This window comes from Paenibacillus sp. HGH0039 (genome assembly GCF_000411255.1).
GTDB lineage: Bacteria > Bacillota > Bacilli > Paenibacillales > NBRC-103111 > Paenibacillus_F.
In genome coordinates this window covers 1249926-1272782 of sequence record NZ_KE150412.1, presented here as the reverse complement: position 1 = coordinate 1272782, position 22857 = coordinate 1249926, and the positions used below count along the sequence as shown (strand labels likewise).

Sequence of the window (22857 nt, the reverse complement as noted above, 5' to 3'; positions counted from 1 at the left end):
GACCACTGGAGACACTATTTCGCTTAACGCGGATAGTGTCTTTTTTAGTTGACGGGCACCTGCCCTAGCGAAGGAATCCCGGTTCTTTCAGGGGGTGAACGGTGCCGGGGGATGCAAGCGGAGCAGCAGGAGAAGGAGGAACGGACAATGTTCAAAGACGGGTTCAAAGTCTTCGATATTCACGGGCACCTGCCTTACGCGCAGCAGTTTGTCAAACACGATGAAGTGATCGACGGCGCGCAGGCCAAGCGGGGAGAGCGGATGCGGCTTACTTGGGATTTTCCGTCCGGACCGGACAACGGTCCGGGTGCGGGGAGGCCGGTTATCGACCGCTGGGCCGATGAGCTCGACAAGTACGGAATCGGGGGATTGAATTTTCTTACCGCGAAGGGAAACGACGATCTAAAGGAGCAAATTTCTAAGTATCCCGGCAAATTTACGGGCTTCGCCCATCATTCCATCGAAGCGCCGGATGCGGTGGAAGAGCTGCAGCGGGCCGTAGACGAACTGGGGCTCCGGGGTTACAAATTGTTCGGCCCGCTTATCCAAACGTCGCTGGACGATCCGTCGCTCCGGCCGGTTTGGAGCTTCCTGGCGGAGCGCAAGCTGCCCGTGTTGATCCACTTCGGGCTTCTGGGGCATACGGGCGGAATCGTGCAGCACCGGAACATCAACCCCTTGGCCATTTTTAACGTGGCCCGGGAATTTACGGACATCCCGATCCTCATTCCGCACTTCGGAGCGGGCTACTACCAGGAGCTGCTGCACCTGTGCTGGGGATGCCCGAACGTGATCGTCGACACGTCCGGCTCCAACCAGTGGATGCGGTGGACGCCCTACGACCTGACGCTGGAAACCCTGTTCCGCAAAACCGTGGAGCTGATCGGTCCCGAACGCGTCGTTTACGGATCGGATTCCAGCGGCTTTCCCCGCGGGTACGTTTACCGCTACTTACAGGATCAGGTCCGCGTATGCAGGGAACTGCGCTTCAATGAAACGGACATACAGAGCATTTTCGGCAATAACGCGAGAAGGCTGCTCCGTCTACCGGAAACAGCCGCAAGCGTTCAAGAACATAAAGGGGTTGAAGTTCTATGAGCAGCAAATTAGCAAAAGACAACAGGAACACAGAGAAACGCCAAAAAGGCAAGGCGCAGCCCGCGCTTTTCCGTCTTGCGGCGTTAACGCTGGCCGCCGCGTTGAGCGCGGGTTTGATGGCCGGCTGCTCGGGGAGCAGGTCCGTTTCCGGAGACGGCGCCAAAGACGCATCCGGGCAGCAATCCGGGGACGCGGGCAAGGACGAGAAAGTCACGATCGAGTACTGGCAGTACCAGTATCCGGTCAAGGTGGATCTCATCAATTCGCTTATTAAAGAATTCGAAAAAACGCACCCGAACATTACCGTCAAACAAACCAATTTTCCTTACGACCAGTATAACGAAAAGGTGGCGACGCTGATTCCGGCCGGCAAAGGACCGGATGTAATCAACCTATACTACGGCTGGCTTCCGAAATACACGGCATCGGGTTATTTACAGCCTTTGCCGAAGGAATCATTCCCGGATTCGAAGATCAAGGAAGAATTTTTCCCATTCGTTGAAGCGGCCCAAATCGGCGGCAGCTATTATGCGATTCCGACGGCCGTCCGGACGCTGGGGCTATACTACAACAAGGATTTGTTTGCAAAAGCGGGGCTGGACCCGGCGAAACCTCCCGCGACATGGGAGGAACTGGTGGACTACTCGAAGAAGCTCACCGAGAAGGACGCCAAAGGCGAATTTGTCGTCGAAGGCATGGCCTGGCAGCCGAATTCCCAGCTGCATCACTGGTACCGGGATGCGCTTGTGTATCAGGCTGGCGGCAAAGATATCAGCGAAGACCGCAAGCGCGTCCTATGGAACGAGACACCTGCGGGACTTGAAGCGTTCAAGTACCTGCTTGATTTTGCCACCGTACATAAGGTTGGAACGAAAGATTTTTACAACGATGATATTACGGCGTTCAAAGGCGGCCATGCGGCGATGAATATCGACGGCTCGTTCCAGCTCGGCGGACTCAAGAAGGATGCCCCGAATCTGAATTTCGCCGTCGCCCCGCTGCCCGCGTACAAAGGAAAAGCCACGCAAGCTTCTTTCTGGGCCAACGGAATCACCAAGAACGCCAAAGGGAAAAAACTCGAGGCGGCAACCGAATTCCTCAAGTTTTTGACGAGCAAGGAGGTGCAGGAGCAGTGGGTGGAAAAAGTCGGCGAGCTGCCGGCATCCAAGGCCGTCGCCCTTCAGGATAAGTACGCCAAGGACGAGAAAATCGGCCCGTTCATCCGCCAGCTCGGCGATGCCAACGCCCACTTCTTCGTGGATGAAAAGCTGGAGCGGGACTATTTCGTGCAGGCCGCGGACAGTGTCGTGCTGAATAAAGTTCCCGCGGAGAAGGCTTTCGAGGAACTGGTAGCCAAAACCCAGAAGCTTTACGACGACTATTGGGCGAAGCAGGCTAAAAAATGAAGCGGCAGCGGCTCTTTTTCGTCTACGCTTGCCTACTCGTTCCGCTGCTGTTTTTCATCGGCGTCCGGATCGTCCCCATCGTGTATTCCTTTCTGGTCGGCTTCCGCGAGTGGGATCTGCTGTCGGAGGAGAAGCCGTTCGTCGGTTTCTCCAATTACCTGGCTTTATACCACGACCCGGTATTCCTGATTTCGCTCCGAAATACGGCCGTTTACGTCCTGATCGGGGTACCCGGGCAGCTTGCGGCCGGACTTGCCGTTGCCCTGCTTCTTCGGCGGATTATCCGGTTCAGAGCTTTTTTCCGGACGGTCTACTTCCTGCCCTACGTCACCAGCGTCGTAGCCGTGAGCTGGGTGTTCCGCTGGATTTTCATGAAGAACGGCATCGTCAATGGCCTTTTGCTCAAATTGGGCCTGCCGTCCCAACTGTTCCTGGGTTCGCCGGACCAGGCTATTTTTATCGTCACCGCCGCTATGATCTGGCAGAACCTCGGCTTTCAAATGCTGATTTTCCTCACGGGGCTGGAAAATATCCCGAAAGAATACGAGGAAGCGGCCGCCATCGACGGAGCGGGTGTGTGGCAGCGGTTCGTGCATGTGACGTTACCCCTGCTGAACCCGGTCCTGCTGTTTTCCGTCATTATTGCAAGTATTTCGTATTTGCAGTCTTTCACCCAGATTTTGAACATGACGTCCGGGGGCGGGCCGCTTAACTCTACGAAATCCGTCGTGGTGTATATTTACGAGCTCGCGTTCAAGCAGTTCAATATGGGGCAGGCGACCGCGGCTACCGTCGTCTTGTTCCTCCTTATTCTTCTCTTGTCGCTGCTGCAGCTTAAAACGTTAAACCGAAAAGTCGAGTATTAAAAGGAGAACGGCCATGAGCAAATATGATTGGGCCGCGGAGCATGCCGGACTCCGGAGGCGGGGCAGCGAACAAGCAGTCAAGCGTACAGCCCGGTACCGTATCCGTGCGTCCGCCTTTTCCGCTTATTTTCTTCTGGGCGCGGGCGCGATTGTGATGCTGTTTCCTTTCCTATGGATGATCGCGACCACGTTAAAAACGCCGCAGGATGTGTTTTCTCTGAGCTTGATTCCGCCGGAGGCAACCTTGGGCAACGTCCGGACGCTTTTCGCGGAGACGCTGTATGCGACCTGGATCGTCAATAGTCTGATCGTTGCCGTCATTACGACGGTCTCCGTCTGCTTTTTCGATACGGTGGTCGGATACATTCTGGCGAAATTTACGTTTCCGGGTAAAACCGTTATTTTCGTCGGCATACTAAGTACGCTGATGGTTCCGACCGAAATGCTCATCATCCCCTGGTATCTGCTTGCCGCCAAGCTGGAGCTGGTCGACACTTACCTGGGGGTTCTTTTCCCGGGCCTCATCTCCGCGTTCGGCATCTTTCTCATGAAGCAGTTCATGGAATCCGTTCCGCGCGATCTGCTCGATGCGGCCCGTATCGACGGGATGGGCGAGTGGGGCATCCTGCTCCGCGTGGTCGTTCCGCTGGTCAAGCCGGCGCTGGCTACGCTGTGCATTTTAACCTTTCTGGGCAGCTGGAACGCGTTTATCTGGCCGCTGATCGTCACGCAGACGCCGGAGCATCTGACGATCCCCGTCGGGCTTGCGTTCTTCTCCAGCGAATCGGGTGACAGCGGGAGCTGGACGCTTATCATGGCGGGCGCCGCTATCTCTATCCTGCCTCTGCTTGCGGTGTTTCTGCTGTTTCAGAAGCAGATTATCCGCGGCATCGCCATGACCGGCTTCAAATAAGCCGGGTAAGGGGAGACGGAACGGCGGGAGTAGCATGTTCGGCAGTCGGGAAACCTATCATCGGAACCTTTCCGCGAGGATAGCGACGACGATGACGAGGAGGAATGCGCAGTGAACAGGCAGACCGAGAGCGGCAAGCAAACGGACACGCCGGCAAAGGCTGGTCCCGGAGCCGAGGGCTTAACGGATACCCGGGGCGGTGAAATCCGCCAGTCCTCTTTTGAAGATGTAACGACAGGCGGCAAGTCCGCCGACGATACGATTCCGCTCAAAATATTCGAGGATGTCAGCGCCCACGAGCGGATCGGGCTGCGGGCCGACGATTCGGCGGCCGACGGCGAAGTGGATCTGGACCCGTCGGGCGCGATCCAGTCCAAGGAAAGACAGAACGTCTGGAGCTGACCGGTCCGGACACAGGAGATCCCCTTTCTATTGCACGGCTGCCGGCAAGGATGACTTGCCCGAAGCGCCGCAAACGAAAGGGGTTTTTTCGGGTTGAAAATGAAACCGCTCTTACCCGTCCGCGTATGGATGATTTGGCGGAATGGTTTCGTGGTAACCTATCCCTAACTACCTTTTTACTTAGGAGGATTTATTTTCTTATGGACCCGGATGCTGAACGCACGAATTGGTTGGAGTTGATCAAGAAAGGCAATATGTCTTCGGCTACGGCGGCCTTGGGCAATACGATTATTGCTATCGTAAAAGGTGTCGCCGCTTCGCTCACGGGCAGCGGTGCCATGTTCGCATCCACCATGCACTCCATTGCGGATGCCGTCAACCAGATGTTCGTATTTACCGGAAGCGTACTTGCGGAGAAAAAGGCGACCCGCCGATTTCCGACGGGTTTCGGCCGCGTCATCAATATTTTCTGCATGATTGCGGTTCTCGTCGTCACCTTCATGGCCTACGAAACGATAAGAGAAGGGCTGCACCTGCTGCAGCATCCGGCCGAATCACACGGATTTTGGCTGAATCTTTCGGTTCTGATCCTGTCGATCGTGATTGACGGCTACGTGCTGTACAAGGCGATGAAGGAGGTCATCAAAGAGTCCAGGGCGGAAGCGTCCGGTTTTGGAATCGTCAAAGCTTCCTTCAAACATGTGAAACGTGCGGCCCCTCCGACGCGGCTCGTTTTCTACGAAGATCTGGTTGCGACTACGGGTGCTCTGCTGGCTCTTATTGCGGTAGTGGTTACCTCGCTTACGAATTTCAGCGCCCTTGACGGACTGATGACTATCCTGATCGGTTTGCTTATGATATTCGTCGCGTTCCGCGTCGGCTACGACAATATGGTCGGCCTGATCGGCGTATCCGCGCCTCCCGACGTGGAGGACAAGGTGTCCGGGATTATTTTTTCCGAAACGCTGGTGACGGACATTTATCAGCTGCGCGTTCTTCAGGAAGGCCGGTACTACCATGTGGAAGGCTTGATCGAACTGAAACCGGGCCTGACGCTTGCCGAAGCGGACGATATCAAATTCCGTGTGCGCGACAAGCTGCTGGGAGACCCCGATATCGCGGACGTCACGCTGGGAATTCTCGAAGATAACGGCGTGAAGGACTGGGTGCCTACCGCCAACCGGTAACGGCCTCCAATCGAATCGTTTAAACCTTTTAAACCGTAGAAAAGATCACAAAAATCCCCGCCGGAGAAACCCGGCGGGGATTTTTGTGTGATTCGTTTATTCCTCCGTATCGTCCTCCAGGACGACATTTAGAACGGTCGTTTCATTCGCGGCGATGATCAGTGTGCGCACGGCCGGTTGTTTGTCTTCGAGCGTGAAGCGCGCGGAGTAGAAGCCGGGGGCCAGATTAGTGACCGTATACACGCCCCGGGTACTGGTCGTCACACTTCTCAGGAAGAGCCCGGAAGGATCGAAGAGCTGAACGAACACGTTGGATAAGAGCCGTCCGTTCCTGTCCGTCACCGTGCCCGTCAAAGTGCCGAACAAAGGGTTCAACGCCACGTTTACAGGGGGAGCCGGAGTTCCGGCAGCCAGGGAAACTGCGGCCGACTTGGAGCCGAAGAGCTCGCTGGATACGGTAACCGTGTAACTTCCGGGGCGCAGGCTGCCCAGCAGGAACACACCCGTTCCGTCGGCTAGCGTCCGGTCGACCGGCGTTAAATTCTCGTTCAGAATCTGGACGGAGGCGCCCGGAACCGGATTGCCGGTCGATTCGTCCAGAACGGCGCCCGTAACGGCAAGCGACGGGCTCCCCGGGGAGAGGACGACATTCGGGGCAAAGCCGGGGACCACCGTTACAACCTGCTGGCTGTACGACAGGCCGGGCTTCTGCACGACGACCGTGTAGTCGCCCGCGGCTATCCCGTCAGCCGTGAACTGCCCGGACGGGTCCGTCGGGACCGTCACGACCGGCGTATTCCGGTCGTCGTAGACGTCCACCACCGGGGGTGGCGGAAACACGGGAACGGTTGGCGGTGTCACGACCGTCCCGTTCAAATCGTTTGACGTCGGAGACAACCGGGCGTCCACGACCGTATTTTGCCCGGGGGCGGCATAAAAGGCGTCTGTCTGCTGTCCGAAGCCCGATAGGCTGAACACGGCCGTGTAATTGCCGGGAGGAAGGCCGCCCAGCGTATAACGGCCGGCCGCATCGGTCGTCGTATCCGTTAGGACAGTGCCGTATGTGTTGAGCTGGCGGACTTCCACAAGGACACCGGCAAGAGGCCTGGCGCCGGCTGCGCTACTCACCGTGCCGGATAGAGAAGCAGGCAGCGGGATCAAGGCAAAGCTGTAATCGGTGTTCCGTCCGGGAGCTACCGGAGCACCGCCGTTTTGCGAGCCGAAACCGGCCGCTTCGGCTGTCACTTTATAATCTCCGGAACTGAGATTATTGAAGAGATAAAACCCGCTGCTGTCGGTTTGAACCGTATTAACCGGCACACCGGCCGCATCTTCGATCCGGACGTCCGCTCCCGCCAGGGGGGCCGAAGTAACACGGTCGATGACGAAGCCGCTGACACTGCCGGGTGACGGCTCCAGCGGGACGGTGACGGCCGTCGTTTGCCCGGGCCGGAGCACGACACCGAGGGAGGTGCTGCCGAAACCGTCACAGGTAACGCTCAGCGTATAGGCACCGGCGGTTACGTTGTCGATCGTAAAATTTCCGCTCAGATCGGAAACCGATTGATCGACCGTCTGACCGGCCGCGTTCAGCAGAGTGACAATGCTTCCGGGCACGGGAGCGGATCCGTTCCGGTTGATGACATTGCCGGTCAGAAGCGAATTTTGCTGGGTCAAAACGAGCGTAACGGTGCCCGTCGAACCGGCAGTGACCGCGGCGAGCACGGAGGCGGAAGCGAAGCCCGGAGCGGATGCCGTAAGGACATAGTTGCCGGGCGCCAGCTCCGGCGTTGTAAAGCGCCCGTCTGCATCGGCCAGGTAAGCGAACAGGAGAATCCCCGCTTCGTTGAAGATCTTGATCTGGATTTCCGAACCGGTCAGGATAGCGCCCGAGCGGTCCGTTATGCTGCCCGTTACTACGCCGCTTAGGGGCCGGAGAGCCAGACTGGCTGCCGTTTCCTGATCGCTGACCACGATGGCTCCGGCCGTGCCTGCCGCGAATCCCTCCGCTTCCGCAACCACGGTATAAGCACCCGGAGACAGACCGCTTACGAAGAAATTGCCGAACAGGGAACTGGTAGCTGTCGCAATAAGAAGGTTGCTCACGTCCGCGCTGCGGATCAATACAGTAGCGGAAGGAAGCGGGCTCCCGTCCGAAGCGTTCGTTATTTGACCGCTGACGGACCCGGAATCGGGGACGAGGCGGATATCGATTCCCGTCAAATCCACACCGGGGAGGGTTGCGACGCCAAGGACAACGGTCGAGAATCCGGGAGCCGCAGCCACAAGAAAATGATTGCCTGCGGGAATGTTGTCGACGACATAAGCGCCGTTTGCATCGGCATGACCCGTTCCCAGCAAGGTTTCATTCCCGTCCAAGATCCGGATGACGGCGGTATCTAAAGGGCTGCCCGCGGTATCCGTGATGCGGCCCGTAAGAACCGACAACAGCGGGGAGAGAGTAAGCGACACGCTTGATTCCCGGCCGGCTTCCACGACTGTGCCCGCTTTCGCTAAGGCGTAGCCGGGCGGTGTTGCCGTCACGATATAGGCGCCCGGCGCGAGCGAATCGAATCGGAACGTCCCGTTCCCCGCGGTCACCAGCTCTTCGTTGATCAGCAGATTGTTCCGGTCGTAAATCTGGATCACGGTCCCGTCCACGGCGGGGGAGACCGCACCGCTGACCGATCCGGGAAACGGGAGCAGGCTGAGACCGGTGGTCGTCGTTTGACCGGAGCTCACAATGGCTCCGATGCTCCCCTGCTGGAAGCCCGTTTGGGAAGCCGTGACGATGTACGTGTCGGGAGCCAGGCCCTCTGCCCTGAAATAACCGCTGCTGTCGGTAAGAGCGGTAGTGATCAGCGTCCCCGTATAGTTGCTGATCCGGACGGAGGCGCCGGAAATGCCCGTGTCCGTTCCCGCGGCGGTTACCGTTCCGCTGATCTGTCCGGGGCTCGGAATCAGACTCACGCGGATCGTCGTTGTCTGTCCGGCGGCGATCAGGAAGCTGACGAGATTCGTCTGAAAGTCAGTGGAGGACACGATCGTCGTGTAACTGCCGGGTGCCAGGTTAGGAGCCGTAAATGCGCCGAACTGGTCCGTAAACAAACTCTGGATCACAAGTCCGTTCGTGTCCACAATGCGTACCGCAACGGGAATATCCGCAAGGAGCTGGTTAGTGGAGGCGTTGTATACGGTTCCGGCAACAATCCCCGGTAAAGGCTCCAGGTTAAAGGAAACGGTGGTCGTCTGTCCGGCGGTTATACTGAAACCTTTAATCTGAGTCTGGAGCCCGTCGGCAAAAACGGCAGCCGTATAAGTTCCCGGCGCCAGCTCCTCCAGTACGTAAGTGCCGTCGGCGGAAGTAATCGTCCGCCCGATTACACTGTTGTCCGTCTGACGCACCACGAGGACCGCTCCCGATACGGGCGACGTCCCCGCTGTAACGGTTCCCGTTAAAGTGCCGGGCTGAGGAGCCAGGGCGAAATCGACCTCAACAATTTCTCCGGGCTGGATGAAGGCGCCGATCAGTTGGCGCTGGTAACCCGGTGTTTCGGCACGGACCGTGTAGGAACCGGGAGCGAGCCCGTGAATGTCGAACCGTCCGTTCTGGTCGGCATTCAGCGTGGCGACGACAAAACTGTTCATGAAAACGCGGACCACCGCATTTTCCAGAGGATTCCCGTTCAGGTCCGTCACCATTCCGGTAATGGAGCCCGCCAACTGCTGCAGCGCGATATTCAGCACGCTTTGGGCGCCGGGCGCAATCGAAACGCCTGTCGTCTGGCTGGCATACGCTGTTTCGCTGAACGTGACCGTATAATTGGTTGGCTGCAGACTGTTGATGACGTAAGTTCCTCCGGCATCGGTTACCGTGGTTGCCGCGGTTATCCCTTCAACCGTGACGACACGGACGACGGCGCCGCTTAACGGTACACCGGACAAAGCATCCGTTACCTGGCCGGTAAGCGTGCCCGGAGCAGGGCTTAAGCCGATATTGACGGTTGCCGTCTGACCCGCGCGGACCGCCGCTCCGGCAATATCCGTCGTGAATGCGGCTTCGCTTGCGCGGATGCGGTAATTGCCCGGCGCGAGGCTGTTTATCGCATACGACCCGTCCGCGGCACTGACGGCGGCAGCGATCTGCTGGCCTCGTTCGTTTAACGCTTCTACGAGCGCTCCGGCAAGTGGAGTTCCTGTGCCGGAGACGGTGATCACGCCGTTTACGGTACCCGGCAGAGCCGCAAGGTTAAACGAAGCGGATACGCTTTGCGCCGGCTGAAGCTGCAGGGTACGAACCTCGGACTGGAAGCCGTTCGCAGTCGCGATTACGGTATACGTTCCGGCGGGAACCGAGAGCTGGTATTGTCCCGCCGCGTCGGCAGTCGTTTCGGCGACGATGGCGCCGAACGGGGATTTGACGCGGATAACGGCTCCGGGAAGCGCGTTTCCCGCCTGATCCGCAACGGTTCCGCTCAGAGAAGCCGGCTGGGGCCGCAGGGTGATGTCCAGCGGAGTGACGGTCCCGGCGTTAACCGTTACAGATACGGTTTGGGCAACGAATCCGGCAAAAGAAACCGTGAGATTATAAGTTCCCGGTACCAGATTGGAAAAGCCGTACGCCCCTCCGGTTCCACTCGTTTGGTTAACGGGCACCTGATTCTGGGCGTTTGTAAGCTGCAAGGCGGCGCCGGCAAGGGGCAGTGCGGTCATCCCGTTGTATACGGTGCCCGTGACGCCTCCCGCCGTTACGACGGCAATAGAGTTCGTTGCCGGTCCGGCTGTAATCACCTGTCCGGTCAGACTGTCGAATCCGGTTCCCGCGGCCGTATTCAGGATGCGGCTGCCGTCTCCGGCAGTCAGGAAAGCTCCCTGCACGGTAAAGGTCAGTGTCACAGTTTGGCCGGGTGCAAGATTTCCCGCGTTCCAACTGATTGTGCTGCCCAGCAGATTAACCGTGGAGAGGCCCTGGGTAACGCCGGAGACGGTCAGGGAGGACACCGTGTCCAGTCCTAACGCATCGGTAATCAGCACGGCGTTGGCCTGGCTTTTCCCCTGGTTCGATATCGCGAGGGTCCCCGTATACGATGCCACCTGTCCGGTCAGGACGGCCGCTCCCGGCGAAGAGGTCAAGGTTTTGGTCAGGACGAGTCTGGCCTGCGCGTTAAACCCTTGAGGCGCAACGGGATCGCTGAAACCCGAGGTGAACGTGCTGCCTGCGGGAATCAGAAAATCTTTGTTGAAGTTGTTATTGTTGGCGGAGCTGAAAAAAATAAACTGGAGAGGCGTCTGACTCGTAATCCCGAGCGCTCCGAACAGGACGGAAGCCGGTATGAAAAAATCGAGAAAATAATTTTCATTTCCGCCGAAACGGGACCCGTCGCCGGTCGGCTTCACCCGCGCCAGATCGAAATTAATAATCGGGCGCGTATAGGCCGGCGTCCCTTTTCCGTCAATGCCTTCGGCCGGGTCGTTAAAGGTGTTCGGCACTTTTATTTTATTTTCGATGAGATCGATACTGGCATTCTGGCCGTTGACGGCAAGAACCCATTCGTAAGTGGCGGGATTGTTGTCGGTATTGAAAAGAACCCCCCAGGCAAAGTTATCGAACCCGGTTTTGGCGCGGGGGTCTCCGTTCAGCCTCAGACGGAAATAGACATAAATCGTGTCGTATGAAACGTAAGCGGCGGGGAACTGGGCATTCCCGACGATATCCGTGCTGGCCGGACTCACATCCGCAACCGGATCGCCTACGGGAACGCCGTTTAAAGTCACGGGAAAAAATTGACTGTCGCTGGGAAAAGACAAGAGGAAGTTCCTCCTTCTAATTTTTGGATATTTGCCTTTTATCTTATGTTCGTCTGTGTGTTTGTGCTGGGGGAAAGCCTCCTTTTTTTATAAAATAGGCGGATCGTCCGTCACCTTCCGAACAATCATTTGCGGCACTAGACGCATATAATGGGGTATCCCTGAATGTTCCATGTTCGAAATCTCGCTTGAAGGAGAAACGGCTGTGAACCTGAACATGCTGATTGTACTCGTTTTGTTTATACTGCTTGTGGCGATTTTGTTTCTTTTCTGATAACGGATCACCGGAAAACGGCTTCTGCTGAGGAAGCCGTTTTCTTGTTTTTCCAATGCCTTCCTTTCATACCTGTGCCCCTTGCGGACATGCTAAGGAGAGTCATGCAATCAACTGCTCTGGTTAAGAGAGGAGGCTAAGCCGTGGAGGGTATTGGAGTCATTGTGTTGCGGTCGCTCGGTGCGATCGCCATGCTTTTTGCCATCACCCGTATTTTGGGTAAAAAGCAAATTTCCCAGCTTTCTTTTTTTGAATATGTAACGGGTATCACCCTGGGAGAATTGGCAGGCTTCTTGTCAACCGATATTGAAGCCCATTACTTGCACGGGATTGCCGCGCTTGCGGTTTGGTTTGTGGTTCCTTTTCTCCTTGAACTCACGACGCTGAAAAGCAAATGGCTCCGCCATTTTTTTGAAGGAAAAGGGACAGTCGTCATCCGTAACGGACGTGTTCTGGAACATCATTTGAAGAAGGAGCGGTACACGGCCGACGAACTGATGGAACAGCTCCGCACGAAGAGTATTTTTCAGGTGGCGGACGTCGAATTCGCCATGCTGGAAGCGAGCGGGGATCTCAGCGTCCTGCTCAAAAAAGAGAAGCAGCCGCTTACGCCCGGCGACCTTGGGCTGAAGATGGGCCCGGACAAGCTTCCCCACACGGTCATCGTGGACGGGGTAGTCGATGACGACGAGCTGTCGGCCTCCTCGCTTACAAGGGAATGGCTGAATAAACAATTGGCTAAAATAAACGCGACCGCGGACAATGTTTTTCTCGCTCAGATAGGCGATCAAAATAAGCTGTACGTCGATTTGTATGACGATACAAGAGGAATCAGTCTCGAGAAACCACAGGTGGAGCTGATTTCCACACTCCGCCAATGCACGGCAGATCTCGATACGTTTGCGAATTCCGCTACCGATCTCAATGCCCGGATCAAGTACGAACAGACGGCCTCGGCCCTGCGGGGTGTGCTGAAGCAGCTCTCCGGCGGCGGGAAAAGTACAAACGGAACGGAATAAGAAGAGGGGGACAGGCAAGTGGCCAACCAGAAAAAGAAAAACGCGACATTAACCCAGCAGCAATACCAGGCTATCGCGAAAAAAAACGAGCCGAAAAGACCGGTCGTCGCCAACTGTATCCGCGCCTTCGTTGTGGGCGGTTTTATATGCATTATCGGGCAGGCGCTCATGATGCTGTTTGAGAAAGTGTTCGGCTTCAGCAAGGAAGCCGCTTCGAATCCTACCGTGTCAGTGCTGATTCTCATTTCCGTCATCCTGACCTGCCTCGGCGTGTACGACAAAATCGCCCAGTGGGCCGGAGCGGGAACGGCTGTGCCGGTAACGGGCTTCGCTAACTCGATGTGTTCGGCTGCCATTGAGCACCGCAGCGAGGGACTGATTCTCGGCACCGCCAGCAATATGTTTAAACTGGCCGGCTCCGTTATCGTGTTCGGCGTAGTGGCCGCCTTCTTCGTCGGCATTTTCAGTCTGATCTTCGGAGGCGGGGCACATTGATTATTCGAAAAGGTCAATCCTGGGAGTTCCGGAAGCCTCCGGTTCTGATCTCCACCGCCACGGTTGTCGGGCCCGATGAGGGCGAGGGACCCCTCGCCAACGATTTCGATCTCATTCACCAGGACAATACCTTGAAGCAGAAGAGCTGGGAAAAAGCGGAGAAGGCGCTTATGGAAGACGCGGCCAACCTCGCGATCAAGAAAGCCGGTCTCCAGAAGGATCAGATTCAGTTCTACGTCGGCGGCGACCTCATGAACCAGATTATTTCCAGCAGCTTCGCCGCCCGGACGCTGGCGATTCCTTACCTGGGCGTCTTCGGCGCTTGCTCCACCTCGATGGAAAGCCTGGCCGTGTCTTCGCTGATCGTAGCCTCGGGAGGAGGAGACTATGTCCTGAGCGGCACGTGCAGCCACAACTGCACCGTAGAGAAGCAGTTCCGTTATCCGACGGAATACGGCTCCCAGAAGCCCCCCACGGCCCAGTATACGGTAACGGGCGCCGGAGCTTCCGTCGTAGCCCAGAAAGGCACGGGGCCCGTCGTTACTTCGGCTACGATCGGCAAGGTGATCGACATGGGGATTACGGACCCGTTCAACATGGGCGCCGCGATGGCCCCGGCGGCAGCCGATACGATCACCGCTCATTTCCGGGACATGAAGCGCTCCCCCGATTATTACGATCTTATCGTAACGGGCGATCTCGCCACCGTAGGCTTTCAGATCGTAAACGAGCTGCTGAAGGAGCAGAGAATCGCCATGAACAGCACCACGTTCAACGATTGCGGCCTGATGATCTACGACATCCGGAAGCAGGGCGTGCAGGCCGGAGGCAGCGGCTGCGGCTGCTCGGCCGTCGTTACATACGGCCACCTGCTGAAAAGAATGGAGCAAGGCGACATCCGCCGCCTGCTGGTCGTCGCCACGGGCGCCCTGCTGTCCCCGCTGTCGTTTCAGCAGGGGGAATCCATTCCCTGCATTGCGCATGCCGTTGCGATAGAAAGACAGGAGGGACTCTAATCATGCAGTTTTTATGGGCATTTCTCGTCGGCGGAGCCATCTGCGTCATCGGTCAGCTGCTGCTGGACCTGGGCAAACTGACACCGGCTCATACGATGACGACGCTCGTCGTGGCCGGAGCGATCCTTGACGGCTTCGGGCTGTACGAGCCTCTCGTCCGTTTTGCGGGAGCCGGCGCCAGCGTTCCGATCACGAGCTTCGGCAACGCGCTGGTGCACGGCGCCATCAAGGAAATCCAGTCAAGCGGCTGGATCGGCATCGTAACGGGGATTTTCAAAGTCACGAGCGCCGGTATTTCGGCGGCGATCATCTTCTCGTTTCTCGCCGCTTTGTTCGTCCGTCCCAAAGGCTGAAGCGCAGCCGCAGATCGACACTCCGTTTTCTCGGGAAACGGGGTGTTTTTTCGTTGTTTCGGATTTGCTGTTTTCTCTGTCATTTCTTTGACATTCATTCGTAATCCTGCCGTCATTACACAGTCATCCTCCCGTAACAAAAACCGAGGAAGCTTGCTCCTTTTAGCTTCTTTTCCACCAACTGTCGGTTTTTTAATAAATTTAGAAGGGGTTTTGTTGTACTCGCTTTCTACTTTCCTGTAATATAAAAAATAGGACTTCAAACCCTTTTTATCCGAAGGAGGATTCGTACCGAATGGCTGCTGTGTCCCAACCTCATATGAGCGAGATTTCCAGAATCAGATCCAATTTGGATTCATGTATATTAGGCAAAAGCGAAGAAATCATGCTGCTGTTAACCGCACTTCTTGCCGGCGGTCACGTACTTCTCGAAGATGTGCCCGGGACGGGGAAGACGGTTCTCGTCAAATCCCTCGCCCGCTCCATACAAGGCCAATTCCGCCGGATTCAGTGCAATCCGGACCTGCTGCCGACGGATATTACCGGCGTTTCGATCTATCATCCGAAGAATGAAGCTTTCTTTTTCCGCCCCGGTCCCGTTATGGCCAACATTCTGCTTGTCGATGAAATCAACCGCGCCACCACCAAAACCCAATCGGCTCTCCTGGAAGCGATGGAAGAGCATCACGTGACGGTAGACGGCGAGATGTACCCGCTTCCGCGCCCGTTTATGCTTCTTGCGACCCAGAATCCCATCGACTTCGAAGGCACGTATCTGCTCCCGGAAGCCCAGCTTGACCGGTTTATGATCAAATTCAGTCTGGGGTACCCGGACAGCGCAACGGAGCTTCAAATGATCGCGTCGCAAAGCAAGGAGCACCCCATGGAACAGCTTCATGAAGTTGTCGGTGCGGAACAGATTCTCAGCATGCAGGAAGAAGTGCGGTCGGTCTACCTCGACGAAGGCATCGCGAAGTATCTGGTGGACATTACCCGCAGCACCCGGGAGCACCCGGCCGTCGAGCTGGGAGCCAGTCCGCGCGCTACGCTGGCCCTCGTGCAGGCTTCGAAAGCTTACGCGTACTTGAACGGCCGCGACTATGTCCTCCCGGACGATGTGAAATATTTGGCCCCTTACGTACTCGGCCACCGGATTATTCTTTCTTCGGAAGCACGAATGGAAGGAGAAACCTCCCGTTCCGTTTTCGCTTCGATACTGGCGCATACGAAAGTGCCCGTCAGGCTGGAGAAAGCGAAATGAAGCTTTTCAAACCTACCGCGGCTCAGAAGGGAAGACAGGCGACCCTGATTTTATCCTTCCTGTTCTTTGCCAGCCTGATGTTCCTGCTCTTTCAGGGCGGTAAGCTCGCTTCCACGCTGTTTGCCGTTGTATGCCTGCTCTCCGCTTATCTGGTTCTCGGCAAATGGAGCGGCATCCGTCAGACGCAGGCGGTGCGTGAAATATCGGCGGCGGACGGAACCGGTAAGGTCCAGGCGGGGCAGTCCCTGCAGATCAAGCTTAAAATCCAGGTTCCCGGCGTCTGGCCCATCCCGTACCTGCTCATCGAAGACGAGCTGGTGCGAAGCAGCGGGGAGAAGACCGTGATGAAGGGTTCCGTGGTCCTGAACTGGATGCGCAAAGGAGAATTCGTTTACAAAACGCCGCCCCTGCGCCGGGGCCATTACTCCCTGGAGCGCGCGGAGTTCGCGACGGAAGACGTCTTCGGGCTCTACGAGCACAAAGGCAGCGTTCACCTGCCGTACGGCTTTGTCGTGATGCCCCAAATGATCGAGATCCGCCACTGGGCGCAGTTTTCCCAGTCCCCGCGAGGGGCAAGGCATCACTCCGTAACCGCTAGGATGCAGCGGGAAACGACGCAGATCAACGGCGTGAGGGAGTACATTCACGGGGACAGGCTTTCACGTGTCCACTGGAACGCCACGGCGCGTACGGGAACGTGGAAGTCGAAGGAATTCGAGCGGGAAACGCTCCCGAAGATGGTGCTCGTGCTCGACCGGAGCAAGCAGAATTACGGCAGTCCCGCCGAATTCGAACTGGCGGTTTCCATCGCCGCTTCCCTGCTGCATTTCGGCACCCAGAGGAATATCGCGGTAGGGCTCGTTTCCTCCGGCCGCGAATCCCTGATGGCCGTACCCAAGACGGGCGCCCGGCATGAGGACGTCCTGATGGATCACCTGGTGGAGGTGGAGCCCGATGGCTTACGTCCGCTGCAGCAGGTGGTCAACAACGCGGACGGCATGTTCTCGCCGGGAGCTTTGGTTGTGTATATCACGCCGGCGAAGAACTCCGATCTCCTGTCGCTGCTCCACTGGACCGACAAACAGCGCATGCTCGCCTGTCACCTGTGCGTCTGCGGCGCCAAGGGAGGCTCCACGGACGTGTGGGTCCGCCGCCTGCACAGCCTAGGCTTTATGGGTTACGGCGTGCACGCGCTGACGGAGCTGCCGGCTGTGCTGGGAGGAGGGATGAAGATCTATGCGTAGCATCTGGAACGTTTTCCGGTTTATGGCCGGCGAAGACGGAACGAAGAAGTGGATGGCGCTCTTCGTCCTGCTGTTTCTATTTCAGTTCACCGGATGGATTTCCCGCGAGGACGGATTGTGGCTGCCCGAAACTCTGAAAGCCGTAAACTGGACGCTGATTACGGTCTGCGCGACGTTCTTCATCCCGCGGATTCATCATTTGGTCAGAGAACTTCTGCAGATCGTCCTGGTACTGGTCGTTCACGCGGTTGTGCTTCAATACCGGTTTGTCCCCTTGTCTCAGATGGACGGTCCGATGGAGTGGTTTCAGGCCAATGTTTCGCAATTATTCCCTTATTTATGGTTCGGTTTAGCCGCCTGGTGGGTGTTCCTGATGGCTATGTGGGCGTCCCGGTCTAAACTGTGGATTTCTTTTATCGTCATTTTGGCCATTTTGTTTTTCGGCGTCCGCGATTCGTTCAGCACCCTGCAGTTATGGCCGCAGGTAGCGGCGGTTATTTTCAGCGGATTGTGCATGCTGGTCGTGCGCCATTTATCCCAGCTCAAGAACAAAGCGCCCGAGAGCTGGAAGCGGCTTTCGGACAATCCCGGCCCGCTGATCGTGCCGGTCGTGCTGATTATCGCCCTGACGCTCACCCTGGGTGCGCTCGTACCGGCGGTCGATCCGGTTCTCACTGATCCGTATACGGCCTGGCGGCAGTATAACGGCGAGGCGGTGACCTTCCTGCCGAGCAGCGACGATTCCGGACGGACGATGGTGCAGGACCCGAACGATCCGCTGCTGAAATCGTCGGGCTACAGCCGCAACGACGCGCAGCTCGGCGGACAGTTCCAGTACGATTACACGCCGGTTTTCACCGTTGACACGACAAGCCGCACGTATTACCGCGGGGAAACCCGGGCTTTGTACACCGGCAGCGGCTGGGAAGCGAGTCCGGCGGACAGACGGGCCCGCCAGAGCTCCGTGGACTCCGGCGGCAAGCTTCCCGCGGATACCGGCATCGACACGTCCAAGCTGAAGACCGAAGAAGTGAAGCAGACGGTCAAAATGCGCAGCAACGAAGTATACCCGGTGCTGTTCGGGGCTTATCCGATGTCGAAGGTCGACATTCAGGAGGAAGGTCCTGACGGAACACGCTCCGATCCGGCGCAGCTGGGGTCTCTCCGGTGGTCCGCGCGCCAGGCGGAGCTGCGGTTTAACGCGAAATCGAACTACCCGAAGCAGTACGAGCTCGTGTCCAACATCCCGCTGCTCGATTTAAGCGGGCTCAAGAAAGTCGATATGAGCAGGCTGAACCGGTCCGAGTGGAACGACTATCTCCAGCTCCCCGACCGGCTGCCCGAGAGGGTGACGGAGCTTGCCAAAGAAGTGACGAAGGAAGCTCCGACCGCCTACGAGAAAGTGCATGAGCTGGAGCTTTACTTGTCCAGCAAGTATCCGTATACGAACACCCCCGACGTATCCAAGGGGAAAAGCAAAGATTTCGTCGACCGCTTCCTGTTCGAAATCCAGGAAGGCTACTGCGACTACTATTCGTCGGCGATGGTCGTGATGACCCGGTCGCTCGGCATTCCGGCCCGCTGGGTCAAAGGCTACGCATCGGGTTCTTCCGATAACAGCCGTCCCGCCGGTATCGGAAACCTGAGGGGCGGCATGTCCGATCCGGACGCCGAGGGCACCTACACCGTCCGCAATTCAGACGCTCACTCCTGGGTGGAGGTTTATTTCGAGGGCTACGGCTGGCTGCCGTTCGAGCCGACTGCCGGATTTTCGCTGCCGCAGTCGTATGCGCCCGAAACGTCGACGGCTACCGAGATGCCGACACCGGCACCGGCCGAGGCGAAGACGTCCCAGGCTCAATCCGGCGCGGCCCCTTGGGTCCGTTACGTGCTGTATACGCTCAGCGGCCTCGTTCTGCTTACGGCTGTCGTCGTAACGGCCATCCGGCTGAGCAGCGGCAAGAAACTGCTGCCGCCGTTCGGACGCGATCCCAAAGCGGTTAATTACGCGCAGGGGGTTATTCAAGAGGTCAACCGGCTTCTGCGGTACGGAAGACGCAAAGGCTACGAACGGTTCGAGCATGAAACGTTCCGGGAAGCCGCTTCCCGCTGGATGACCCAGAGCTACTGGCTGTCGGGCGAACTTTCGCCGGTTCTCGCGATGTTCGAGAAGGCCAAGTACAGCCGCTCATCCGTAACCGAGCAGGATCTGGAGGCCGTTCAGGGCCATGTGAAACGGCTGCGCGAGCAGATGAAATAAAACCGGCACCTACCGATGGGCCGAATTCATGGCGTAAGCTGCAGGCTGTTTTCCGTTAACCGGAGAACGGCCTTTCTTTTTTCCGGCAGAGAGAATCCGGGGCAAGCTTCGGCGGGTGAATGGAACGGGCGGCCGCAAGGGAATGCTGAGAATACGGGAATTTCCCGTCCGGGCACGGCCTGAAACGCTTCCTTTTTCTTTTTGCAAGGAATTGGACATGTATGGTATAGTTCCTATAGATTCGAAAGAGGTTGGGGTGACGCTGTTGTTTAAAAAACTGGTGCCGAAACAATTCGTGCAGACGATTTACGATATCAATCTGGAGGAGCTTTGGCAGAGCGGAATCCGCGGAATCATCACGGATCTCGACAACACGCTTGTCGGTGCCAAGGTGGCCGATGCGACACCGGAGCTCGTGAATTGGCTCGGGCATGTGAAGCAGCTCGGTTTCAAGGTCGTCATCGTATCGAACAACCAGGAAACAAGGGTATCCACATTTGCCCTGCCGCTGTCTATCCCGTTCATTCATGCCGCGCGCAAACCGACGAACACGGCCTTTCGCAAAGCATTGGCACTGATGGATACAACTGCAGAGCAGACGGTTGTGATCGGTGATCAGATGCTGACAGACGTGCTGGGAGGGAACCGGCTCGGTTTATATACCATTCTTGTTGCGCCTATCTCCATCCATGATGAAGGTTTCTTTACACGAATCAACCGGCGCATCGAGAAGCTGGCCAACAATTACATCTCGAAGAATAAATAAAGCTTTCCTTCACGGGAAAGCTTCACTTTGCTTGCGGGGGAACAACGCTTAACGGAAGCCCCCGCCGTTCATTTTAAGGAGGATTCATGACCCAAGAAGAAGTTATCCATTGCGGAGGCTGCGGTGTCAAGCTTCAGCTCGAAGATCCTCATGCGCTCGGGTACACCCCCGCGCAGGCTCTCGAGAAAGAACCGGTTATTTGCCAGCGCTGTTTCCGCATCAAGAACTATAATGAAGCGTCGAGCATTACGCTCAACCAGGACGATTTTCTGAAACTGCTCGGGCACGTGGGGCACAAAGAAGCGCTCGTCATCAATATCGTCGATATTTTCGACTTCGAAGGCAGTTTGATCAGCGGTCTGGCCCGTTTCGTCGGAGGCAACCCGATCATTCTGGTCGTCAACAAAATCGACCTGCTCCCGAAAGTGACCAATTGGAACCGGATCGTGAACTGGGTCCGCAAGCAGGCTAAGGAACAAGGCCTGAAGGTTGTGGAAGTCGTGCTTTGCAGCGCCAAGAAGAACATGGGTTTCGACCGGGTTCTTCAGGCGGTGGACGAACACCGGAACGGCAAAGACGTCTACGTCGTCGGAGCGACCAACGTGGGCAAGTCTACGCTCATCAATCGGCTTATTTCCGATTACAGCGATCTGGATTCGGAGCTGACCACCTCCCAATATCCGGGCACGACGCTCGATATGGTTGAGATTCCGCTCGATGATGGACATTTTATTATCGATACGCCGGGAATCGTGTACAAGCACCGGCTGACGGAGCTTGTCTCCAAGAAAGACCTGGGTAAGCTGATGCCGGGCAAGCCGCTTAAACCGATGGTGTATCAATTGAACGAAGGACAAACCCTGTTTTTCGGGTCGTTAGCCCGGTTCGATTTTGTCCGCGGCGAGCGCCAGTCGTTTACGATTTACTCTTCGGGGGCCATTCCCATCCATCGCACGAAGCTGGAAAAAGCGGACGAGCTGTACGCGAACCACAAAGGGACTTTGCTTACCCCGCCTGTGGTGAAAGATCTGGAAGAGCTGCCGCCTCTCGTTAAACAGACGATTCACATTTCGAAGGGCAAAAAGCTCGACGTGCTGATCTCCGGCCTCGGCTGGATCAAAATTAACAGCGAAGCGGGCGCGGAACTGGCCGTTCATGTACCGAAAGGCGTTAAGATCGTCCAGCGCGATTCGCTTATTTAAACCGGACAGGCCCTGGTACGCCAGGCGTTTGCGTTTTGGCAGGCAGGTCCGGCACATAAAGAATGCACGGGGGAGAGACCGACCATGGGTAACAAGCCGTCTTTGGACAGCGGTACGATTCTGTACGGAGTATTCGGAGATCCGGTGCGGCACTCCCGCTCTCCGATTATGATGAACCGGGCCTTCGGCGAAGCGGGGATCAACGGAGCGTATGCCGCGTTTCACGTGCTGCCGGAGCAGCTGGAGGAGGCCGTAGCCGGTATCCGCGCGCTCGGTTTCGGCGGAGTCAACGTGACGATCCCGCACAAAGTCAACGTGATGAAGTATCTCGATGAGATCGACGCCGATGCGCAGGCCCTCGGCGCCGTGAACACCGTCGTCAACCGCGGCGGTAAACTGATCGGCTACAACACGGACGGAATCGGATATGTCCGTTCGCTTAAAGAAGAAACGGGCATGGATCTCCGCGGCAAAAAAGTGCTGCTGATCGGAGCGGGCGGAGCGGCCCGGGGGATTTCATATGCCCTGGCGAAGGAGGGCCCGTCGTTTATCGCCATCGCCAACCGGACGGCGGAGAAAGCTCAGGAGCTCGCCTCTACCGTCCGCGCCGAAACAAGCGCTGTCGGCATGGGGCTCCACGAATTAGGAAACATTATCAGTGACGCCGATCTGATCATCAACTCGACTTCATCGGGCATGTACCCGAATATCGAAGAGATGCCTTTGGATCTGGACGGTCATCGGCTCCGGGAAGGCGCGGTTGTCAGCGATCTCGTTTACAACCCGCTGGAAACCCGTTTTTTGAAAGAAGCTAAAGCAAGAGGAGCCGTCACTCACGGCGGACTCGGGATGTTTATTTACCAGGGGGCCTACGCGTTCGAATACTGGACCGGCGTCCCTGCGCCTGCAGCGGCGATGCGGCAGGCCGTAGAGCAATCATTTATCGGGAATTGAGGGAATCAGAAGTTATGCTAACAGGAAAACAAAAAAGACATCTGCGCTCACTGGCGCACCATTTGACCCCGGTCTTTCAAGTAGGTAAAGGCGGAGTGAACGAGCATTTGATTCAACATATCGTAGAAGCGATCGAGGTTCGGGAATTGATGAAAATCTCGGTACTCAACAACTATGAGGCGGACTGCAAGGAAGTTGCCAGAGAATTGGCGGAAGGCGCGGGCGCCGAGCTGGTTCAGGTCATCGGACGTACGATCGTCCTCTATAAAGAATCGCGCGATAACAAACAGATCGAGCTGCCGAAATCCTAGACTGGATCAGAGGCGTATTTCA

General features: G+C 56.9%; 18 protein-coding genes. 17 read left to right on the top strand and 1 reads right to left on the bottom strand.

Annotated features, from left to right (window positions below):
• Window positions 1–147 precede the first annotated feature (147 nt).
• The 6 genes from HMPREF1207_RS05480 (at window position 148) to HMPREF1207_RS05455 (ending at window position 5872) form a co-directional block, all read left to right on the top strand.
• Window positions 148–1098 carry an amidohydrolase family protein gene (locus HMPREF1207_RS05480; RefSeq protein WP_009674038.1) on the top strand — a complete coding sequence of 317 codons (951 nt, stop codon included), beginning with the start codon at window positions 148–150 and terminating at the stop codon, window positions 1096–1098.
• Window positions 1095–2504 carry an extracellular solute-binding protein gene (locus HMPREF1207_RS05475; protein ID WP_009674023.1) on the top strand — a complete coding sequence of 470 codons (1410 nt, stop codon included), beginning with the start codon at window positions 1095–1097 and terminating at the stop codon, window positions 2502–2504. The genes HMPREF1207_RS05480 and HMPREF1207_RS05475 overlap by 4 nt, the downstream gene beginning before the upstream one ends.
• Entirely contained in the window at window positions 2501–3370 is an 870-nt protein-coding gene (locus HMPREF1207_RS05470) for a carbohydrate ABC transporter permease (protein WP_009674043.1), read from the top strand. The genes HMPREF1207_RS05475 and HMPREF1207_RS05470 overlap by 4 nt, the downstream gene beginning before the upstream one ends.
• Before the next feature lie 13 nt (window positions 3371–3383).
• Window positions 3384–4283 carry a carbohydrate ABC transporter permease gene (locus tag HMPREF1207_RS05465; protein ID WP_009674037.1) on the top strand — a complete coding sequence of 300 codons (900 nt, stop codon included), beginning with the start codon at window positions 3384–3386 and terminating at the stop codon, window positions 4281–4283.
• A gap of 111 nt (window positions 4284–4394) precedes the next feature.
• Window positions 4395–4685 carry a hypothetical protein gene (locus HMPREF1207_RS05460; protein ID WP_009674034.1) on the top strand — a complete coding sequence of 97 codons (291 nt, stop codon included), beginning with the start codon at window positions 4395–4397 and terminating at the stop codon, window positions 4683–4685.
• Between the two features lie 200 nt (window positions 4686–4885).
• Window positions 4886–5872, top strand: coding sequence for a cation diffusion facilitator family transporter (locus HMPREF1207_RS05455; RefSeq protein ID WP_009674048.1), 987 nt, complete (start codon window positions 4886–4888; stop codon window positions 5870–5872).
• 96 nt (window positions 5873–5968) lie between these two features.
• Here the strand turns inward: HMPREF1207_RS05455 and HMPREF1207_RS05450 are convergent, their stop codons facing one another.
• Window positions 5969–11680 carry a carboxypeptidase regulatory-like domain-containing protein gene (locus tag HMPREF1207_RS05450; RefSeq protein WP_009675404.1) on the bottom strand — a complete coding sequence of 1904 codons (5712 nt, stop codon included), beginning with the start codon at window positions 11678–11680 and terminating at the stop codon, window positions 5969–5971.
• A gap of 417 nt (window positions 11681–12097) precedes the next feature.
• On the opposite strand from HMPREF1207_RS05450, the gene HMPREF1207_RS05445 reads away from it, so the two are divergent.
• The 11 genes from HMPREF1207_RS05445 to yhbY all read left to right on the top strand — a co-directional run bounded on the left by HMPREF1207_RS05445 (window position 12098) and on the right by yhbY (window position 22835).
• Window positions 12098–12973 carry a DUF421 domain-containing protein gene (locus HMPREF1207_RS05445; protein ID WP_009675406.1) on the top strand — a complete coding sequence of 292 codons (876 nt, stop codon included), beginning with the start codon at window positions 12098–12100 and terminating at the stop codon, window positions 12971–12973.
• 18 nt (window positions 12974–12991) lie between these two features.
• Window positions 12992–13468, top strand: a complete 477-nt coding sequence (spoVAC, locus tag HMPREF1207_RS05440; RefSeq protein WP_016423491.1) for a stage V sporulation protein AC — start codon at window positions 12992–12994, stop codon at window positions 13466–13468.
• Window positions 13468–14484 carry a stage V sporulation protein AD gene (spoVAD, locus tag HMPREF1207_RS05435; protein WP_170318695.1) on the top strand — a complete coding sequence of 339 codons (1017 nt, stop codon included), beginning with the start codon at window positions 13468–13470 and terminating at the stop codon, window positions 14482–14484. Before spoVAC ends, spoVAD begins: the two co-directional genes overlap by 1 nt.
• A gap of 2 nt (window positions 14485–14486) precedes the next feature.
• Window positions 14487–14837, top strand: a complete 351-nt coding sequence (gene spoVAE / locus HMPREF1207_RS05430) for a stage V sporulation protein AE (RefSeq protein ID WP_009675388.1) — start codon at window positions 14487–14489, stop codon at window positions 14835–14837.
• Window positions 14838–15132: 295 nt separating this feature from the next.
• Window positions 15133–16098: an AAA family ATPase gene (locus tag HMPREF1207_RS05425; RefSeq protein ID WP_009675380.1), complete on the top strand. Its 966-nt coding sequence runs from the start codon at window positions 15133–15135 to the stop codon at window positions 16096–16098.
• Complete coding sequence (locus tag HMPREF1207_RS05420; protein ID WP_009675363.1) at window positions 16095–17342, top strand: DUF58 domain-containing protein; 1248 nt, start codon at window positions 16095–16097, stop codon at window positions 17340–17342. The genes HMPREF1207_RS05425 and HMPREF1207_RS05420 overlap by 4 nt, the downstream gene beginning before the upstream one ends.
• Complete coding sequence (locus tag HMPREF1207_RS05415) at window positions 17335–19602, top strand: transglutaminase domain-containing protein (protein ID WP_009675422.1); 2268 nt, start codon at window positions 17335–17337, stop codon at window positions 19600–19602. The genes HMPREF1207_RS05420 and HMPREF1207_RS05415 overlap by 8 nt, the downstream gene beginning before the upstream one ends.
• Window positions 19603–19867: 265 nt before the next feature.
• A complete protein-coding gene (locus HMPREF1207_RS05405) occupies window positions 19868–20368 on the top strand; it encodes a YqeG family HAD IIIA-type phosphatase (RefSeq protein WP_036739818.1) in 501 nt (166 codons plus the stop codon).
• Window positions 20369–20454: 86 nt separating this feature from the next.
• Window positions 20455–21570, top strand: a complete 1116-nt coding sequence (gene yqeH, locus HMPREF1207_RS05400) for a ribosome biogenesis GTPase YqeH (RefSeq protein WP_009675399.1) — start codon at window positions 20455–20457, stop codon at window positions 21568–21570.
• 84 nt (window positions 21571–21654) lie between these two features.
• On the top strand, window positions 21655–22524 hold the full coding sequence (gene aroE, locus HMPREF1207_RS05395) for a shikimate dehydrogenase (RefSeq protein ID WP_009675372.1): 870 nt from the start codon (window positions 21655–21657) through the stop codon (window positions 22522–22524).
• Window positions 22525–22538: 14 nt separating this feature from the next.
• Window positions 22539–22835 (top strand): ribosome assembly RNA-binding protein YhbY, encoded by a 297-nt coding sequence (yhbY, locus tag HMPREF1207_RS05390; protein WP_016423489.1) that lies wholly within the window; start codon window positions 22539–22541, stop codon window positions 22833–22835.
• The last annotated feature ends 22 nt before the right edge of the window (window positions 22836–22857 follow it).

Excerpts from the sequence above, each read along its gene's own strand:
- HMPREF1207_RS05480 (WP_009674038.1), top strand. The coding sequence starts at position 148 with ATGTTCAAAGACGGGTTCAAAGTCTTCGATATTCACGGGCACCTGCCT.
- HMPREF1207_RS05475 (WP_009674023.1), top strand. The coding sequence starts at position 1,095 with ATGAGCAGCAAATTAGCAAAAGACAACAGGAACACAGAGAAACGCCAA.
- HMPREF1207_RS05470 (WP_009674043.1), top strand. The coding sequence starts at position 2,501 with ATGAAGCGGCAGCGGCTCTTTTTCGTCTACGCTTGCCTACTCGTTCCG.
- HMPREF1207_RS05465 (WP_009674037.1), top strand. The coding sequence starts at position 3,384 with ATGAGCAAATATGATTGGGCCGCGGAGCATGCCGGACTCCGGAGGCGG.
- HMPREF1207_RS05455 (WP_009674048.1), top strand. The coding sequence starts at position 4,886 with ATGGACCCGGATGCTGAACGCACGAATTGGTTGGAGTTGATCAAGAAA.
- spoVAE (WP_009675388.1), top strand. The coding sequence starts at position 14,487 with ATGCAGTTTTTATGGGCATTTCTCGTCGGCGGAGCCATCTGCGTCATC.
- HMPREF1207_RS05425 (WP_009675380.1), top strand. The coding sequence starts at position 15,133 with ATGGCTGCTGTGTCCCAACCTCATATGAGCGAGATTTCCAGAATCAGA.
- HMPREF1207_RS05420 (WP_009675363.1), top strand. The coding sequence starts at position 16,095 with ATGAAGCTTTTCAAACCTACCGCGGCTCAGAAGGGAAGACAGGCGACC.
- HMPREF1207_RS05415 (WP_009675422.1), top strand. The coding sequence starts at position 17,335 with ATGCGTAGCATCTGGAACGTTTTCCGGTTTATGGCCGGCGAAGACGGA.
- yqeH (WP_009675399.1), top strand. The coding sequence starts at position 20,455 with ATGACCCAAGAAGAAGTTATCCATTGCGGAGGCTGCGGTGTCAAGCTT.
- aroE (WP_009675372.1), top strand. The coding sequence starts at position 21,655 with ATGGGTAACAAGCCGTCTTTGGACAGCGGTACGATTCTGTACGGAGTA.
- yhbY (WP_016423489.1), top strand. The coding sequence starts at position 22,539 with ATGCTAACAGGAAAACAAAAAAGACATCTGCGCTCACTGGCGCACCAT.